This window comes from Pseudomonas sp. RIT-PI-AD, from assembly GCF_025642785.1.
Classification (GTDB): Bacteria; Pseudomonadota; Gammaproteobacteria; order Pseudomonadales; family Pseudomonadaceae; genus Pseudomonas_T.
The window spans coordinates 76,522-93,920 of sequence record NZ_JANZKU010000012.1 but is presented as its reverse complement, the minus strand read 5'-3'; the positions used below and the strand labels follow the sequence as shown (position 1 = coordinate 93,920).

The window sequence follows — 17,399 nt, the reverse complement described above, 5'->3', positions numbered from 1 at the left end:
CCGTCATGGGGCGCTTCGACCATGACACCCTAAAGGGCTCTATGAACACAGCTGCGTTAAAAGGAAACCGCATCGGTTCGCGACGTGAGGCGCTGGACGCTCACATAGTTCGACAGCAGCCCGCCTACGTCCCCATTCTGGATTCGGGTGAGCGAGAGTCCGATCACTCCCAGCCCTTCGAGGTCGAAGGGGGTGGGCGAAATCGGCCACAAATTCCGCTTAATGTGCAGCTCTGGAATGTACTCGAACGCTATCAGCGGGATGTTCATCCGGCCGGTGGTGTTGGGTGCGGGCACCTGTGTGCGTACGTACTGACCGCCCAGGATATCGCTGTCGCCGAGGCCGATGATGTTGGTGATGGCGCATAGGTTTATCGTGGCACCGAACCCCCGCTGTGGCTCGCTGTCGCGATTCACGAAACCGACTCCGACCTCTTCGCAAGTCAGGCCGTTCGCGCCAGGGGTCGTTACGAAGGGCGAGTAGCGCTCACCCTCCATATCCGGCGTGGTCAGGGCGTTGACATAGGCTTTGGTGGGAAAGGTGAGGACCCAGTCCGTCTCCGCGTTCAGCCCCGCGCCATAGGCGAAGTCCCCTTCGGCGCTCGGGCGAGTCAGCAGGGCCGTGACAGCATCGGCACCGGTGCGGAATTTCACCACAGCGCTACGCATTGTCGCGTAACTCGTTTCGCTTTGACCCAGCGTCGGCTCGGGATCTTCCGGGCGGGTTTGGCGCGCATGTACGCTGAAGTTCACCAACGCCGTGGCATCCACGCCGATCTGATGACCATTCATCACGTTGGTCAGGGTCGCGCTGCCGGAGAGCCGGCCTTTTGGGGGCTTGAGTCCATACCGGCTGTCCAGGGCCCATAGACCTCCTTCGGCGAACGCGCCGTAAAGGCTGTCACAACTGCCGCTGAAGAAGTTCGTGAGTTGCGTCCGGGCGTCTTCCAAGGCGAAGTCAGGCGTTCCCATTTCAATGACTTCGACAGCGCCCACCCGAGTGCGCGGCGCCAGGACTGGATTGGCGCCGGTGCCCAGTTCCACACCTTCGGCCGGCAGTCGCGGTAGGGTGCAGCTGGTATCGGCGCTGATCAGGCGCGCTCTATCGCCGCTGCGGGTCAGCACGCCGGTCCAGACATCGTGACCACCCAGGTAGAGATTGAAGCTATGGGCCACCTTGCCGGTCATGCCCTCGAGGATGCGTACCTTGGCGATACTCGGCTCGGCAGACCCATTGGTGACGTGAATCGCCGTGTCGTTGCCCGAGTCCACACTGTAGATCGGGTAGATCAGCGCCTGCCCCTGGCCGCCGACCGAGAGTTCCACGGCGCCTGCACCGCAGGACAGGCACAGCGCGGCGGCCAGGGTGAGGGAGCGAGAAACATTCATGCCATTTGTCCTTATGAAATGAAGAAGGCCCGTCGTGGGACGCTTCGATGAGTGCCCTCTACGCGGCGCCCAATCTGGCGGCATCCGCGCGCGATCGCCGACATGGATGAGCCGAAGCGATAGGCACAGACGCGCCCCGCCAGGAGGTCGTCGCGTCGTCCAGAGGTCGTTTTCAGTTACCGGTCCCGCTGCCGCTGCCGCTGCCGCTGCCGCTGCCGCCACCGCTGCTGCTGAGCTTGCGCGAGACCTTGTGGGGCCAGGCCGCCGAGTAGTTGGAGAGCAGGCCGCCGACGTCGCCGTTCTGGATGCGCGTCACGGCGAAGCCGGTGGCCGGGAGGCCGTAGACGCTGCGGCCGCTGGCGGATTGCAGGCGGAAATCCTTGGACGGCTGGTCGATGCGCAGCCAGCCGGCCTGGTAGCGGGCGTCGCTGAGGATCAGACCGACCGAGCCGTGACCGACGATGTCGCTGTCGTTCAGGCTGATGACGTTGGTCGCCCAGCAGAGATCGTTATCCGAACTGCCGATGAGATGGCCGACCCGGTCGTAAGCGGAGATCGGCAACCTGTCGCAGGCCGTGCCGCCGCGGCTGGAGGTCCAGGCATGGCTGAAGGGTGCGCGGGCAGAGCCGGAGCCGGACAAGGCCGGGGTCACGTAGAAGGCCTTGGTGGGGTAGGTCACCACCCAGTCGGTTTCCGCGTTCAAGCCGACCCCGTAGGCGTAGTCGTTCTTCAGCCAGGGGGTCATCAGCAACGCGCTGACGGCGTCGATGCCGCGGGAGAAGGTGGTCTTGCTGCCGTCGGCGAAAATCACCTCGGTGGCGCCGGCGTCCAGCCGCGGGGCGTCCACCTCGGGGCGGGTGTGCTGGCTGGCATTGGCCGGCCAGAACCCTTCCAAAGCGAGGGCGCCGATGCCATCTTCGTTGCCTTTTTCCACGTTGATCAGCGTCGAGGTGCCGTAAAGGCCGCCGCTGGCCGGTAGCACGCCGGCGCCGGGGTCGCGCTCCCAGAGGCCGCCTGCCGCGAAGGCCGAGCGCAGTTCCGAGCAATCGCCGGAGCGGCCACCGTCGTCGAGCGCCGAGGCGACCTGGGCGGCACTGCCGGTCACCAGGCCGGTGAGCACCATGTCGGCGGGCAGCACGCCCATCTCGATCACCTCGATATGCCCGAGCCGCGTGCGCGCCTCGTCCTGCGGACCGCCCTGGCCGGCGGCATAGTCGTTGCCCTGGTAGGCACTGGCGGAGAGTTCCAGACCGTTGGTGCGCTCGATGCGCGGCACGGTGCAGGAGCTGTCCGAGGAGACCAACTTGGCCCCGCCGGCCGTGCGCACCAGGGCGCCGGTCCAGGCATCGTTGGGTTGCAGGTACAGGTTGAAGCTCAGCACCGTGCGCGAATTCATCCCTTCGAGGACGCGCACCTTGACCGCCTTATAGTCGGTGCTGCCGTTGGTGATGTGCAGGTGGGTGTCGTTGCCGGCCTCGGTGCTGTAGAGCGGGAACAACAGCACCTGGCCCTCGCCGTTGGCATTGAGGTACATCGCATGGGCCGGGGCCGAGAGCAACCAAGCGGTGAGCAGGGCGGGAAAGGCGGGTTTGCGCATGAATGACGCTTCCTGTGTCGGGGAATCCAGATGCGAAGCGTGAACGCGCTCCGTGGCGCGGTCATTCTAGGGCGCCGCGCCGGCTTTGGCAGAAGGCCATGCTGCCGAACGCCGACCAGCGCACAGTTTCCGGGGTGCCGCCAGCGGGAGTTCGGCGACGCCGGTGCCTGTCACTTCGCCTGGATGGTTTCGTAGCGACGCTGGTATTCCTCGTAAGGCAGGTTGGATTGTTGCAGGTCGCGGATTTCCTCGGTCTTCGAGGCCGGGATCGCCGTCCCGGCGGCAGGCATGGGGGTGACTGGCGGTGGAGGCAAGGCGTCGAGCTGGCTGATGCTGCTGGTGGGCAACTTGTACATGGCGCCGGTAAGGGGATCGACGATCAGCATCCCGATCAGGCCGCCGAAGAAAATGTTGCCCCAGTACCAGCCGTTCATCGACGCCCGCAGGTGGGCCTGAGCGGGCACGAAGCCCTCTTTCTTCAGGTCGATGGTGTAGGCCGCGCGGCCGAAATAGCCGTCGCCGGAGTCCAGGTTGACCAGGGCCGGCGTGGTGCCGGTGTAGATGGCGACGCCGTTGCGGTCGTGGATGTCCACCTGGGCACCTGCCGGATAAGTGACGATGTTGACCGGGTATTTGCTCTCGCTGACGATACTGGCGCAACCGGTGAGCAGGGAAAGGGCGAGGGGAAGGAAGATGGCTCGCACGGGGCGACCTCCATGTCGGACCGAGTAGGGGATTTTGGCGGCGCGCACTATAGAGGGTTTTCAGTGGAATGTGATGGGTGTCACAGTGTCGCGGCGCTTTTTTCCATGACCCGACCGGGAAAGCCCATGCCTGGGATGGGATCCGCCAGCGCGCGGACAAAAGAAAGCCCGCTCAGGGCGGGCTTCAAGAAAGCGTTTGAGCTTCCAACACGTTAGCCCGATTCCTTTCGGGCAAGGTTTTAGACTGCAGCGGACGGTCAGTGGGGTGTAAAGGGTAGGTAAAGCGGGTCTCCCGTTTTACAGCGCTGGAGAACGCGCGCCGATAGTCAGGATGTGGCGAAGGATAATGGCCGGTAATTCAATTCGGAAGGCACCCTTGAATAGTTGTCCCTACGTTTGGCGCGACCGTCTTTATCCCATTCATTATTCTCTCGCGGTTCATCCTGTCGCCGTTGGAGTGGCGATTCGATATCGGCGCTCGATAGGCGCGATATATATATGCGAGTACCCGTGCAACACTCTCGGATATTCATTTCAGGACGGGGTCCGTCAGCACCAGCTGTTCTTTCCCGAACCAAGGCAAGGTGCATAACGCGGACTTGTGCAGCGCGCGCGACTTGCCCCGCAGGGTGACGTCGATCTCGATGATCGCTTCGTCGTCTTCGCTGATCCGGTAGGTACCCTCGCTCGCGTATTCGACCGTCGAGGCCTTGAAGTCGCGGGTCGCAGCCGTTTCGACGAGAGCCTTGCAAGCCTCGAAGTCGCGCTCCATGGCTGCCGAGTCGCTGGCGCGATGGACGCATCCGGCGAGCAGCGTCGCCAACAGGAGCGGAAACGTCCTGGCGGTGTACATCAGCATTTGCCTGCGCATAACGGGATCCGATGGCGACTGAAACCGGCCCGATACTGCCACATCGACAGCCTTCATACGCATTCGATTCGAATGATCTCCAGAGCGTGGCGCCTGCGCTCGGGCATAAATGTGAACCCGGTGTAATTAATGCGCGGCGGCGAAAGTTGGAACTGGTTCATGTTTGAACGTGACGGTGGCTTATTTTTCCCGACCGCTTTCACATTCTCCTGTCGTTGGTCCGGACGTGTTTCGTTCAATCGATAATTGATTGGTTATAACTGCCGCCTCATTTATCCATGGAGTTCGCGAATGTCCGCACAATATGGCGTGATCGCAGGTGCCCTCCTGCTGGCAGGTGCCGCGGTCGGTAGCCTGATGTACTTCGACGACGACACCCGTGAACCGGCTGCCATAGTCGCGGCCACGTCCGCGGCGCAACCGCCCACTACCGCCCCGGCGCTGCCCGCTCCGTCGCCGGTTGCCAGCCTGCCGGCCAAGGGCGCCGCTCCCGCCGCGGCTGCGAAAACCGAGCTGTTCCCCCACGCGGACTTCCGTGAAGGCCAGGCCGATGGCGTGCCGGTGCATTACCTGCAGGCCGAGCCGGCGGTGCTCGCCGACCTGCACGAGGGTCAGGTCCTGACGGTGCCCCTGCCGGGGCGCGCCGAGCCGTTGCGCGCGGAGCTGACCGCCACCCACAACGCCGATGGCCTGGAGGTGTGGGAAGCGCGCCTGCTGGATGCGCATCCCATGGAGAGCATGACCCTGGTGCGTGGGCGCCTGGACACCCATATCAGCGTCGCCACCCTCGGCGGCAGCCTGTCGCTGATCGTCGACAACGCCAGCGGCCAGACGGTGATCACCGACGAAAACGAGCTGGCGCGGCGCAGCGACCCGAACAGCGACCACGTCGAATTCCAGCGGCAGGCCCTGCCGCCCCTGGCTCCTCCCGCACAAGGCTGACGCCCGCCGGCCGGGCCTCCACCCGCGTGGTGGCGGGCCCCGCCTTGCCGCCAATCCGCCGAATCCCTCGAAACCCTTAGGAGAACACCCATGAAAGGAATGCAATGGCTGGCCGCGCCGGCCCTACTCGCCGCCGCGCTGGGCGCCCAGGCGGCGCCGCAGACGGTCGATGTGCTGGTGCTCTACACCCCGGACGCCGTGGCCAACCGCAATGGCCGCGACATCGACGCGCGCATCGCCAGCTATATCGAATTCGCCAACCGCGCCTACGAAAAGAGCGGCGTCGACCTGCGCATGCGCCTGGTACACAAGCAGTTGCTCGACTGGGCGCAACTCCCCGACGTCACCTCGGCCAACCTGGATCGCTTCAAGAGCGATGCCGGCGTGCTGCGCCTGCGCGAGCAGTACGGCGCCGACGTGGTCAGCCTGATCAACCTGTCGGCGGATGCCGGCGGCGGTTTCCTCACCTGCGGCATCGGCTACATGGGCAGCGGCGCGAAGAACAGCGGGCAGTTCTACGACTGGTCGAAGGACGTCGCCTTCAACCTGGTGGGCGTCGACTGCGGCCTGAACACCTTCGCCCACGAGGCGGGACACAACATGGGCCTGCGCCACTCCTACGAACAGGATCAGAGCGAGGGCTACTACCGCACCGGCAACAGCCACAGCGGCACCTTCGAGTGGAGCCGTGGCTACGGCGTCTACGGCAAGTTCAGCACCATCATGGCTTACCCCCATGTGTATGGCGCGACGGTGCAGGCACCGTTCTTTTCCAACCCGGCGCTGGTACAAGGCGAATGCGCCAACCAGGCCTGCGGCGAAGCCGGCAAGGCCGACGCGGTGCGCGCCTTGAACGCGATGGCCGTGCAGATCGCCGCCTACCGGCCGACCAAGGTGGCGCAGCCCGACCCGGGCAACCCGCAGCCGCCGACGCCGCAACTGCCCTGGTGCGAAAAGCCCGAGCTCAAAGGGCTGCTGGCCGATCCCGAGTTCCGCGGCCTGGAAGGCTGGCGCAGCCTCTACGGCGCCGCCGAGCTGAGCCTGCTGAACGTCGGCCAGGGTTGCCGCGACAATGTGGTACAGATGGATGCGCGCTCGTTCGACATCCTCGCGACCCCGGTGAGCGGGCTGCGCGTCGGCGCCGAGTATCGCCTGCAGGGCAAGCTGATGCTGAAGACCCCGGGCCAGCGCGAGAACGCGATGCTGGCCGTCCTCGAGGAAGGTGCCGACGGGCGCCTGAACTTCCAGAACCAGCAGGCCATCAGCCTGTCGATCACCGGCAACGAGTTCACCCGCTTCGACAAGCGCTTCACCTTCAAGCCGGCCGCGGGCACCCGCGCGCTGTACGTCGCGGCGGTCACCGACAGCGGCGCCAGCCTGCTGGCGGACGAGGTGCAACTCAGCGAGTGGACCGGCGCCGCGCCGGGGTTGCCGCCGGCACCGGCGCGGATCGCCTTCGATTTCGAGCGCGGGGTCGCCGGCTGGAGCGGTTTCTACGGCTACGTGCGCGCCAGCGCCTTCGCCAGGAGCGGTCGCGGCGCCCTCGAAGCCTATGGGCGCAGCGCGGCCGGCAGCGGCGCCAGCGTCAGCCTGCTGGGCAACGTCGAGGGTGGCCGGGCCTACCGCGTCAGCGCCAACCTGGCGCTGGGTCGCGACGCCCGGGTCAGGGGCTCGGTGTACGGCTACCTGTACGTGGAGGATGCCCGCGGCCAGGGCACTTACCAGTCCCTCGGCTTGCGCCAGACCGCGGGCAACACCTGGGTGCCCCTGCAGGCGCAGGTCCAACTCCCGGCCGGCAACCTCAAGCGGGTCGAACTGATCCTGGTGGGCGACCAGCCGGCGCAATCGCTGTTCGTCGATGACGTCAGCGTGGACCGCCTGTAACCCCCGGACCGCGCCGGCGGGGAGCTTCCCCGCCGGTCAGGTCTGCCCGCTCGGGCGGTATTGCAGGGCCTCGGCCAGATGGCTCCTGGCGATCCGTTCGCACGCTTCGAGATCGGCCAGGGTCCGCGCCACCTTCAGGACCCGATGGGCCGCCCGCAACGACAGGCCGAGGCGCTCGCAGGCATTTTCCAGCCAGTGGCGATCCGTGTCGTTCAACGCGCAATGGCGACGCAACCCTTCGAGATCGAGAAAGGCATTCGCCCGGCCCTGGCGGCCGAGTTGCCGTTGCCGGGCCGCCGCGACCTGGGCGGCGCCCTCGGCGCTGTTCGATCCCGCCAAGGGTTCGACCTGCAACGCCGTCGCCTCCCGCGCCACCCGCAGGTGCAGGTCGATGCGGTCGAGCAGGGGCCCGGACAGCTTGGCGCGATAACGCTGGATCTGGTCCGGCGTACATCGGCAGCGCCCGCTGGGATCGCCCAGGTAGCCGCAGGGGCAGGGGTTCATCGCCGCGACCAGTTGGAAGCGGGCCGGGAAGCGCACCTTGTCGTGGGCCCGGGCGATGACGATCTCGCCGCTCTCCAAGGGCTCGCGCAACACCTCCAGCACCTTGCGATCGAACTCCGGCAGTTCATCAAGGAACAGCACACCGCGGTGGGCCAGGGTGATTTCCCCGGGTTTCGGCCGACTGCCGCCGCCCACCAATGCCGGCCCCGACGCGCTGTGGTGGGGCTGGCGGAACGGGCGTTGCGGCCAGGCGTCCAGCGGCGCGTGGCTGGCCACCGAATGGATCGCCGCCACTTCCAGGGCCTCGCCTTCGTCCAGCGGCGGCAGCAGGCCCGGCAGGCGGCTGGCCAACAGGGTCTTGCCGGTGCCGGGCGGACCCGAGAACAGCAGGTTGTGCGCGCCGGCGGCGGCCACCAGCAGCGCGCGCTTGGCGGCGTGCTGGCCCTGTACGTCGGCGAGGTCCGGGTAGGGCCGCAGGCGCCGCAGCAGGCCTTGGGCCTGATAAGGCGCCAACGGGGTCTGGCCGCTGAAGTGGGCGGCCAGCTCCAGCAGGTGTTCGATGGCCAGGACGCGCAGGCCGCTGGCCAGGCAGGCTTCCTCGGCATTCGCTCGGGGCACCACCAGCGCCCGGCCCGCCGCGCGAGCCGCCAACGCCGCCGGCAACACGCCCTGCACCGGTCGCAGGCTCCCGGACAGGGCCAGTTCGCCAAGGCATTCGACGCCGTCCAGTGCATCCGCGGGGACCTGGCCGCTGGCGGCGAGCACACCCAGGGCGATGGCCAGGTCGAAGCGCCCGCCGTCCTTCGGCAAATCAGCCGGGGCGAGGTTGAGGGTGATGCGGCGGGGCGGGAAGTCGAAACCCGAGTTGAGGATGGCGCTGCGCACGCGGTCCTTGCTTTCCTTGACCGCGGTTTCCGGCAGCCCGACCAGGGCCAGGGACGGCAGGCCGTTGGCCAGATGCGCTTCGACGGTGACAGCAGGTGCTTCGACGCCCACTTGGGCGCGACTGTGGACGATGGCCAGTGACATGATCGCTCCTTGATCGTGCGGCGCGGGGCCGAGTCGTGTGGCGTTGCGCGGGGCAGTCTAGGAGCGGCGGCGGGTGACGTCCAGCGCCGGGCCAACGGCTCGTGCCGGCCCGGGTGGTGCGCGGGGACGCTTCGAAAGGCGAGACCGGCCGAAGGCGTCCCTTCGGCCGGACGTTAGGGTCAGAACACCACTCGCTGCGAATCCGCGAGTTCCAGCAGGCCCGGCAGCGGCGCTTCGGTTTCCTCGTCCAGCATCACCAGCGGCGCGCCCGTCGCCGGCCGGGTGAAGCGGCACAGCTCCCGGTGCGCCGCATCGAACGGCCGGCAGCCCCAGTCGTCGAGGCTGGAACGGGACGCGGACAGCGAGTAGGGCGGCGCGTCGTCACGGCTGGAAAAGCCCATGTACAGGTTGGTCGCGCCAATGGGCGCCGCGCTGCGGTAGTCGCTGGTGACCTGCGCCCGCTGCCCCGGCGCTTCGTTCGCCTCGACTTCCCGCGCCTGGCCGCGCCCCACGGGCGTTCCCGGGTTCTGCAGGCGATAGCCGACGCAGTAGCGCTGGCCGTTGCGGTCGAGCCAGAAATAGCTGCAGTCGGTGTCGTAGCTGTCGCGGCCGGTGTGTATCCGGTAGCCAGACAACTGCACGCCATTCAGGTGCTGGAAGGCGCCGTTGCGCTTCAGGCTGAAGTGCTGGTGCGGACCGGTGGAGTGCCCGCCGTTGCACAGCGCCTGGTTGATGTTGCCCGCGTAGTTGGCCAGCCGCTGGTTCTTGCGCACGATCTGGTTGGTCTGGATCTGCACGTTGTCCAGGTGATAGTAGGTGGTCGACCAGCCGCCGTTGTGCACCACCTCCACCGAGCAGGACGAATGCCTGATCGCGCGCCCCTCGGCGGCCGCGACCACCCATTTGTTCGAGGTATCCGACCCCCAGTAGCCGCCGTCGTGGAAATCCAGGGAGGACAGCGGGAAGTTGCCGCTGCCGGTGTTGGTGTGGCTGCCGCCGAATCCCCAGGATTGGCCGACCGGGAAGGGCAGTTGCAGCAGGTTCGCCGGGGGCACCTCGGCCGCGTAGTACTGGGCGCGCTGTTTGGCATCCTGGGTCGGCGGCCGCTGGCCGAACAGGCGGCCGTAGGTGGCGGCGAAGTCGGCCTCGCCGGTGGCGGCGGGCAGCAGCCCGGCGAGGGCGTGGCTGGAGGGTGCGAGTGTTCGAGCGTCGAGGCGCTGGTAGTAGTCGCGGGCCAGCCGCAAAGCGATCTCTTCCACCTGGGCGGAAAAGTCCTTGCCGGTGGACAACGGCCCGAAGGGGTGCGCCAGGGCGTAGGCGGTCGGCTTGCTGAGGGCCGCGCTGTGCATCTCGATCAGGGTCAGCAGGACCTTCGGACTGATGCTGCTGTAACCCGCCCAGTGGCTGATCACCTCGGCTTGCGGCAATAGCGCGGGGGCATGCTCGCGCAGGTAGGCGGCCAGGTCGAAGGTCTGCATTTCCTGGTAGGAATACAGCAGGGCGGCTTCAGGCTTGACCGGGGGAGCCGCCTGGATATCGACGGCGACCAGCGCGCAAGCGGTGAACAGTAGGGCTCCATGGAAGTTTCTCATCGCAAACTCCTTGCTGAATGACGGGCAAGCAGTCGCTCTGCCGCGGCAGGACAGCCGGCGTGCTCGGGTAAGCGATCAGGGAGGAAGGAGAGGGGCAGGCATCGGCCCGTGCATGGCTGTCTTCCCTGACAGCCCGAAGGAGTCTAGCGATATGGTACGAAAGTGCCAGTAACACCGTGCGAATGGTATGCCCGAACGTCGGCGGCTCGTGGCGAAGGCTTCGCCGGCGCGGCGATCAGGTGGGATCGACGGACACCGCTTGCTGCGGGGTGGCGCCTTCCAGCTCGGCGACCTTGGCTTCCAGGGCTTCGAGACGGGCGCGGGTGCGCGCCAGCACGGCCATCTGGCTGTCGAATTCCTCGCGGCTGACCAGGTCCAGCTTGCCGAAGGCGCTCTGCAACAGCGCCTTGAACTGGGTCTGAAACTCTTCGCGGGGCAGCGGGCGATCGCCCTCGAACAGGCGCGAGGCGTTTTTGGACAGGGCGTCGAGCAGGGCTTTGGGCGGCAGCATGGGCGGTATCCGGAGTCGGGGAGGCGGCAGTCTACCATGGGGTCGGAGCCAGGCGATTCACCGACCGGTGCACGCTTTTCGAGCCGCCGCGGTGGGGGTTTCGCACCATAGTTGGGCGAGCGACCGCGGCATCGCTCGCCGCTCGCCGCCGGCCGATGCCTTCGGACCGCTCAAACCCGAGCCTTTGCGTGAGCTGGCAAGCTTTCTGCTAAGGACCGAATGAAGTCTGCACCGATGCGGTTCCGGTGCGGCGGGCGAGGCGGGGAGTCGTCTCGCCGCGAGCGGTTGGTTGGCGTCGTGACCGAGCGAGGGCGGCCGGCGCATTACAAAAGCCAGACACTGCGCTTAGACTTGGCCCGGGTTTGTTTTTCCTGGGGCAAGTCCACCAATACGGGAGAGAGATTTCATGAAGCTAGTCACTGCCATCATCAAACCGTTCAAGCTCGACGACGTGCGCGAGTCGTTGTCGGAGATCGGCGTGCAAGGCATCACCGTCACCGAAGTCAAGGGTTTCGGACGGCAGAAGGGTCACACCGAGCTGTATCGCGGCGCGGAGTACGTGGTCGATTTCCTGCCCAAGGTGAAGATCGACGTCGCCATCGCGGACGATCAGCTGGACCGCGTCATCGAAGCCATCACCAAGGCGGCCAACACCGGCAAGATCGGCGACGGCAAGATCTTCGTGGTGAATCTGGAACAGGCCATCCGTATCCGTACCGGCGAGACCGACACAGACGCGATCTAAGCCACCGACACCCCCAAGCCCCAGAAGCCCCAGGAGAAAAAACATGACTCTGCGTAAATTCGCAGGGCTAGGCGCCCTTTTGTCCCTCGTTACCCCTGGCCTGGCCATGGCTGACGAGGCCGCCCTCAACTCCGGCGACACCGCGTGGATGCTCACGTCCACGGCGCTGGTGCTGTTCATGACCATTCCCGGCCTGGCGCTGTTCTACGGCGGCATGGTGCGCTCGAAGAACATCCTCTCGGTGATGATGCAATGCTTCGCCATCACCGGCCTGATCAGCCTGCTGTGGGTGATCTATGGCTACAGCATGGCGTTCGACGTCACCGGCATGGAGAAGGGTGTCGTCAACCTCAATTCCTTCGTCGGCGGTTTTTCCAAGGCCTTCCTCGCTGGCCTCAGCCATGATGGGCTGACGTCCGCCGCGGCGCTGTTCCCGGAAAGCGTGTTCATCACCTTCCAGATGACCTTCGCCATCATCACCCCCGCGTTGATCGCCGGTGCCTTCGCCGAGCGGATGAAGTTCTCCGCGATGCTGGTGTTCATCGGCCTGTGGTTCACCCTGGTCTATGCGCCCATCGCGCACATGGTCTGGAGCGGCGACGGCGGCCTGCTGTGGGACTGGGGCGTGCTGGACTTCGCCGGCGGCACCGTGGTGCACATCAACGCCGGCGTCGCCGGGCTGATCGCCTGCCTGGTGCTGGGCAAGCGCAAGGGCTACCCGACCACGCCGATGGCGCCGCACAACCTCGGCTACACCCTGGTGGGCGCCGCCATGCTGTGGGTCGGCTGGTTCGGCTTCAACGCCGGCTCCGCCGCCGCCGCCAACGGCACCGCCGGCATGGCCATGCTGGTCACCCAGATCGCCACCGCCGCGGCGGCCCTGGGCTGGATGTTCGCCGAGTGGGTCACCCACGGTAAACCCAGCGCCCTGGGCATCGCGTCCGGCGTGGTCGCCGGCCTGGTGGCCATCACCCCGGCCGCCGGTACCGTCGGCCCCATGGGTTCGCTGGTGATCGGCTTGGTCGCCGGGGTCCTGTGCTTCTTCTGCGCCACCAGCCTGAAGCGCAAGCTGGGCTACGACGATTCCCTGGACGCCTTCGGCGTGCATGGCATCGGCGGCATCATCGGCGCCTTGCTCACCGGCGTGTTCGCCGCGCCGGCCCTGGGTGGCTTCGGCACCGTCGAGGACATCGCGGCCCAGGTGTTCATCCAGTTCAAAGGGGTGGCCTTCACGGTGATCTACACCGCCATCGTCACCTTCGTGATCCTCAAGGTGCTCGACCTGGTGATGGGCCTGCGGGTCAACGACGAGGAAGAGACCGTGGGCCTAGACCTCGCGCTGCACAACGAGCGCGGCTACAACCTGTAACCCCTCGACCCACGACGGAACGCCCGGGATTCCCCGGGCGTTTTTCGTTGTCCGGCATTCGCCCCCGGAAAACCGCCCGCGTGCGCCAGCGCTCTTTGCTTTTTCCGTCGCCGCGCTAGAATGCGCGCCGACATGGAATCGAGGCCGGAGGCGATCATGTGGCGACAGCGTTCGATTACCCTGCGGGCCCGCCCGCGCGGATTTCACCTGATCACCGACGAGGTGCTCGCCGAGTTGCCGGAACTGCGCGAATACCGCACCGGTCTGTTGCATCTGTGGCTGCAGCACACATCCGCCTCGCTGACCGTCAACGAGAACGCCGATGCGGCCGTCCGCCGTGATTTCGAGCGGTTCTTCGAGCGCCTGGTGCCCCAGGGCGAGGGCGGCTACGAACACGATTACGAGGGGCCGGACGACCTGCCCGCGCATTTCAAGGCCAGCCTGCTGGGCTGCCAGCTGAGCCTGCCGATAACCCAGGGCCAGTTGGCGCTGGGCACCTGGCAGGGCGTCTACCTGGGCGAGCACCGCGACCAGGGCGGCGCGCGCCGGGTCCTCGCCACCCTGCACGGCGAGCCTTTCTGATTCTCCCGGTCGCGTAGAAAGCCGGCGCGGCTGGGCTATAAATAACCTGCTTTGGTAAAGCGATGAGGTAGAACAATGAGTGACGAAGAACTGGAACAGGACGATCTGGATACGGCTGAGGAAGAGGACGGCGAAGAGCTGGCCGCCGCCGACGACACCAGCGACGGCGAGGACGATGGCGAGGCCGGCGAGGGCGAGCGCACCGCGAGCAAGGGCAAGAAAGCCAAGGCCGCGGTAGACGCCGAGGAGCTGCCGAGCATCGAAGCCAAGCAGAAGGAGCGCGACGCGCTGGCCCGGGCGATGGAGGAATTCCTCTCCCGTGGCGGCAAGGTGCAGGAAGTCGAGCCCAACGTGGTCGCCGACCCGCCGAAGAAGCCGGACAGCAAGTACGGCAGTCGTCCCATCTGAGCGCGCCCCATCGCTTGAAAAGCCCGCCTTTCGGCGGGCTTTTTCATGCCGCTGGCGCGAGCGGCGTCACCAGGCGCGCAGCAGTTCCGGCAGTTCCGCCAGGGCGCGGATCTCGGCGTCGGCGCGATGCGCGGCCTCCCAGGGCTTGCCCAGGGGATTGAACCAGATCGCGCGCAGGCCGGCCTGTTGCGCGCCGAGGATGTCGTCCCCGGGATGGTCGCCCACGTGCACCGCCTCGGGGGCGTCGACCCCCGCGTGCCGCAGGGCCTCGCGGAACGGATGCGGATCGGGCTTGCCGATGCCCAGTTCTTCCGCGCTCAGGGCGAAGGCGAAATGATCGGCGAGGCCGAGCCTGCGCACGTCCGCGTTGCCGTTGGTGATCACGCCTAGCATGTAGTGCCTGGCGAGCCGTTCCAGGGTCGGCAGGGTATCGCTGAAGAAGGTGATGCGGTGACGTGCGTCGAGCATTGCCTGGAACGCGCCCTCGGCCAGCTCGCCGGCTTCCCGCTCGGCATAGCCCACTTCGCCCAGGGCGAGGAACAGGGTGCGCCGGCGCAGTTCGCTGAGGCGGTGGCGGAGTTCCGGCTGGCGCTCCAGCAGCCCGCTGCGGATCGTCCACAGGTACTCCACCGGCACCTCGCCGAGGGCCGCGGCATGGCGGTTCAGCCAGTCGCGCATGGCGGTTTCCGCGCCCTCGATGACCGGCCGGTTGTCCCACAGGGTGTCGTCGAGGTCGAAGGTGATCAGGCGTACGCTCATTCGTTGTCTTCCGTCCGTCGCCGCGCCCGTGGGTGGGCGCTGTCGTACACCTTGGCCAGGTGCTGGAAGTCCAGGTGGGTATAGACCTGCGTGGTGGCGATGTCGGCATGGCCGAGCAATTCCTGCACCGCGCGCAAGTCCTGGGACGACTCCAGCAGGTGGCTGGCGAAGCTGTGCCGCAGCATGTGCGGATGCAGGTGCTGGCCGAGTTCGCGGACGCCCGCCTGGCGCACCCGTAGCTGCACCGCGCGCGGCCCCAGGCGGCGCCCTTGGCGGCCGATGAACAGCGCCGTGTCCTTGGCGGCCAGGGCGCGCAGCGGCAGCCAGGCGTGCAGCGCCTCGCGTGCCTTGCGCCCGACCGGCAGCTCGCGGACCTTGCCGCCCTTGCCGTGCACGCGCACCAGCCCATCGCCGAGGTCCAGGCTTTCCAGGTCCAGCCCGACCAGTTCGGACAGGCGCAGCCCGGAGGAGTAGAAGAGTTCGAGCAGGGCCTGGTCGCGGCGGGCGATGAAGTCGTCTTCCACGGCGCCGTCGAGGAGCTGCTGGGCGCGGTCGGCGTCCAGCGTCCGCGGCAGGCGGCGCGCGCCCTTGGGCGGGCTGAGGCCGGCGGCCGGGTCCTGCTGGCAGCGCTTTTCGCGGATCAGGTAGCGGTACAGGCCGCGGGTGGCGGACAGCAGGCGCGCCAGGCTGGGGCTGGACTGCCCGCGTTCGTGCAGCCGGGCGACGAAGTGGCGCAGGTGGTGGGCGTCCAGCGCCGCCCATTCGCTCACCCCGGCGCCTTCGGCCAGTGCCAACACCTTGAGCAGGTCGCGGCGATAGCCGTCAAGGGTGTGCGGCGATACCTGGCGCTCGCGGCGCAGGTGTTCGAGATAGGCATCCAGTTCGGTTCGCATGGAAACTCCGTGAATCGCCCTGGGAGCAGGCAAGGGACCGGCGCCCGCGGCGCGCGATCCGGAAGCGAAGGCGTCAGCGCACCGAGCGCAGGGGCGCGGAGAGGCGCGGCAGGACGCGGCTGAGCACTTCGGCGATATAGCCGAGGAACAGCGTGCCGAGGGTGCTCTTGTAGTGCTGCGGGTCGGGGCTGCCGATCGCCAGCAGGCCGTGCTGGCCCTGGTGGCTCAGGCTCACCACCGCCGCCGAGCCCACCTGGTCGCGTTCCTCCTGGCCGAAGAGAAACTCCAGCTCGTGGGCGCGCAGCACGCCGCAGATGGTCTTGCCCCCCGCCAGCAGCCCGCCCACCGCCTGATGGGCTTCGGCGCTGCTCACCGAGCGGCCGACGCCCAGGGCGTTTTCGCTGAACAGGATCAGGCTGACGAAGGGCACCTGGAATTCGTGGCGAAGGCTGTCCTCGACGAGGCTGACTACCTCTTCCAGGCTGCCGGCATCCAACAGGTCCAGCACCAGCCGGCGGGTTTTGTCGAACAGGCGGTCGTTGTCGCGCGCCACGTCCATCAATTGCGACAGGCGATGACGCATGTCGATGTTGCGCTCGCGCAGCAGCTTGACCTGGCGTTCCACCAGGGAGACCGCGGCGCCCGGCAGGTGCGGGATGCGCAGTTCGGGGATCAGTTCTTCGTGGTCGACGAAGAATTCCGGGTGCTGCCGCAGGTAGGCGGCGACCGCCTCGGAATCCAGAGGCTGGGGCGGGTCCTGGCGCTGGTCGGTCATGGGCGATGCTCGGTCATAGACGAACCTGTCCTTCGTACACGCGGACGGCGGGGCCGGTCATCATAACCGGGTGCCCCTCGCCTGCCCACTCGATGGAGAGCTTGCCGCCGGGCAGTTCCAGTTGCAGGGGCGATTCCATCCAGCCCTGGCGGATCGCCGCGACCGCGGCGGCGCAGGCGCCGGTGCCGCAGGCGCGGGTCTCGCCGGCGCCGCGCTCCCAGACGCGCAGTTTCGCCTGGTGGCGGTCGAGGACCTGCAGGAAGCCGACGTTGACCCGCTGCGGGAAGCGCGGGTGGTGTTCCAGCTTGGGGCCGAGCTCGCGCACCGGGGCGCTGTCGACGTCATCGACGCGCAGCACCGCATGGGGATTGCCCATGGACAGCGCGGCCAGGCGCACCTTGGCGCCGTCCACCTCCACTTCGTAGTCCAGCGCCTCGGCGTCCGCCTGGAAGGGGATCGCACGCGGGTCCAGGCGCGGCGCGCCCATGTCGACGCCGATCTGCCCGTCGGAGCGCACGTCCAGCTCGATGGTCCCGCCCTTGGTCTCGACGCGGATGCGTTTCTTCACGGTCAGGCGCTTGTCCAGCACGAACCGGGCGAAGCAGCGCGCGCCGTTGCCGCACTGTTCCACCTCGGAGCCGTCGGCATTGAAGATGCGGTAGCGGAAGTCCACGTCCGGATTGGTCGGCGCCTCGACGATCAGCAACTGGTCGAAGCCGATGCCGGTGTTGCGGTCGCCCCATTGCTTGGCGTGCTTGGGCTGGATGTGGGCGTGCTGGCTGACCAGGTCGAGGACCATGAAGTCGTTGCCCAGCCCGTGCATTTTGGTGAAGCGCAGTAACATGC

The 17,399-nt window shown here is 67.1% G+C and carries 17 protein-coding genes; 6 read left to right on the top strand and 11 right to left on the bottom strand.

Annotated features, from left to right (window positions below; all coding sequences use genetic code 11):
• Positions 1–56: 56 nt before the first annotated feature.
• The 4 genes from OGL92_RS12620 to OGL92_RS12605 all read right to left on the bottom strand — a co-directional run bounded on the left by OGL92_RS12620 (position 57) and on the right by OGL92_RS12605 (position 4,548).
• Entirely contained in the window at positions 57–1,388 is a 1,332-nt protein-coding gene (locus tag OGL92_RS12620) for a hypothetical protein (protein WP_263143963.1), read from the bottom strand.
• Between the two features lie 172 nt (positions 1,389–1,560).
• Positions 1,561–2,985, bottom strand: coding sequence for a hypothetical protein (locus OGL92_RS12615; RefSeq protein ID WP_263143962.1), 1,425 nt, complete (start codon positions 2,983–2,985; stop codon positions 1,561–1,563).
• 170 nt (positions 2,986–3,155) lie between these two features.
• Positions 3,156–3,689 carry a hypothetical protein gene (locus OGL92_RS12610; protein WP_263143961.1) on the bottom strand — a complete coding sequence of 178 codons (534 nt, stop codon included), beginning with the start codon at positions 3,687–3,689 and terminating at the stop codon, positions 3,156–3,158.
• A gap of 529 nt (positions 3,690–4,218) precedes the next feature.
• On the bottom strand, positions 4,219–4,548 hold the full coding sequence (locus tag OGL92_RS12605; RefSeq protein ID WP_263143960.1) for a hypothetical protein: 330 nt from the start codon (positions 4,546–4,548) through the stop codon (positions 4,219–4,221).
• A gap of 303 nt (positions 4,549–4,851) precedes the next feature.
• On the opposite strand from OGL92_RS12605, the gene OGL92_RS12600 reads away from it, so the two are divergent.
• Together OGL92_RS12600 and OGL92_RS12595 are read left to right on the top strand one after the other, a co-directional pair.
• Positions 4,852–5,502, top strand: coding sequence for a hypothetical protein (locus OGL92_RS12600; RefSeq protein WP_263143959.1), 651 nt, complete (start codon positions 4,852–4,854; stop codon positions 5,500–5,502).
• A 90-nt stretch (positions 5,503–5,592) separates the two neighbouring features.
• Positions 5,593–7,386, top strand: coding sequence for a zinc-dependent metalloprotease family protein (locus OGL92_RS12595; protein WP_276583957.1), 1,794 nt, complete (start codon positions 5,593–5,595; stop codon positions 7,384–7,386).
• A 36-nt stretch (positions 7,387–7,422) separates the two neighbouring features.
• Here OGL92_RS12595 and OGL92_RS12590 read toward each other — a convergent pair whose 3' ends face one another.
• The 3 genes from OGL92_RS12590 to OGL92_RS12580 form a co-directional block, all read right to left on the bottom strand.
• Complete coding sequence (locus OGL92_RS12590; RefSeq protein ID WP_263143958.1) at positions 7,423–8,919, bottom strand: YifB family Mg chelatase-like AAA ATPase; 1,497 nt, start codon at positions 8,917–8,919, stop codon at positions 7,423–7,425.
• A 179-nt stretch (positions 8,920–9,098) separates the two neighbouring features.
• A complete protein-coding gene (locus OGL92_RS12585; protein WP_263143957.1) occupies positions 9,099–10,511 on the bottom strand; it encodes a peptidoglycan DD-metalloendopeptidase family protein in 1,413 nt (470 codons plus the stop codon).
• A 235-nt stretch (positions 10,512–10,746) separates the two neighbouring features.
• A complete protein-coding gene (locus OGL92_RS12580; protein WP_263143956.1) occupies positions 10,747–11,022 on the bottom strand; it encodes an accessory factor UbiK family protein in 276 nt (91 codons plus the stop codon).
• 406 nt (positions 11,023–11,428) lie between these two features.
• Here OGL92_RS12580 and glnK point away from each other — a divergent pair, with 406 nt between their 5' ends.
• The 4 genes from glnK to sutA all read left to right on the top strand — a co-directional run bounded on the left by glnK (position 11,429) and on the right by sutA (position 14,126).
• Positions 11,429–11,767, top strand: a complete 339-nt coding sequence (gene glnK / locus OGL92_RS12575; RefSeq protein ID WP_003096476.1) for a P-II family nitrogen regulator — start codon at positions 11,429–11,431, stop codon at positions 11,765–11,767.
• Between the two features lie 43 nt (positions 11,768–11,810).
• Entirely contained in the window at positions 11,811–13,136 is a 1,326-nt protein-coding gene (locus OGL92_RS12570; RefSeq protein WP_263143955.1) for an ammonium transporter, read from the top strand.
• Between the two features lie 156 nt (positions 13,137–13,292).
• Positions 13,293–13,718, top strand: coding sequence for a secondary thiamine-phosphate synthase enzyme YjbQ (locus tag OGL92_RS12565; RefSeq protein WP_263143954.1), 426 nt, complete (start codon positions 13,293–13,295; stop codon positions 13,716–13,718).
• Between the two features lie 75 nt (positions 13,719–13,793).
• Complete coding sequence (gene sutA / locus OGL92_RS12560) at positions 13,794–14,126, top strand: transcriptional regulator SutA (protein WP_263143953.1); 333 nt, start codon at positions 13,794–13,796, stop codon at positions 14,124–14,126.
• A 66-nt stretch (positions 14,127–14,192) separates the two neighbouring features.
• On the opposite strand, the gene OGL92_RS12555 is transcribed toward sutA, so the two are convergent.
• From OGL92_RS12555 to dapF, 4 genes are all read right to left on the bottom strand, one after another.
• Positions 14,193–14,885 carry an HAD family hydrolase gene (locus tag OGL92_RS12555; protein WP_263143952.1) on the bottom strand — a complete coding sequence of 231 codons (693 nt, stop codon included), beginning with the start codon at positions 14,883–14,885 and terminating at the stop codon, positions 14,193–14,195.
• Positions 14,882–15,778 (bottom strand): tyrosine recombinase XerC, encoded by an 897-nt coding sequence (xerC, locus tag OGL92_RS12550; RefSeq protein ID WP_263143951.1) that lies wholly within the window; start codon positions 15,776–15,778, stop codon positions 14,882–14,884. Before xerC ends, OGL92_RS12555 begins: the two co-directional genes overlap by 4 nt.
• A gap of 73 nt (positions 15,779–15,851) precedes the next feature.
• On the bottom strand, positions 15,852–16,553 hold the full coding sequence (locus tag OGL92_RS12545; protein ID WP_263143950.1) for a DUF484 family protein: 702 nt from the start codon (positions 16,551–16,553) through the stop codon (positions 15,852–15,854).
• Between the two features lie 13 nt (positions 16,554–16,566).
• Complete coding sequence (dapF, locus tag OGL92_RS12540) at positions 16,567–17,397, bottom strand: diaminopimelate epimerase (RefSeq protein WP_263143949.1); 831 nt, start codon at positions 17,395–17,397, stop codon at positions 16,567–16,569.
• Positions 17,398–17,399 lie beyond the last annotated feature (2 nt).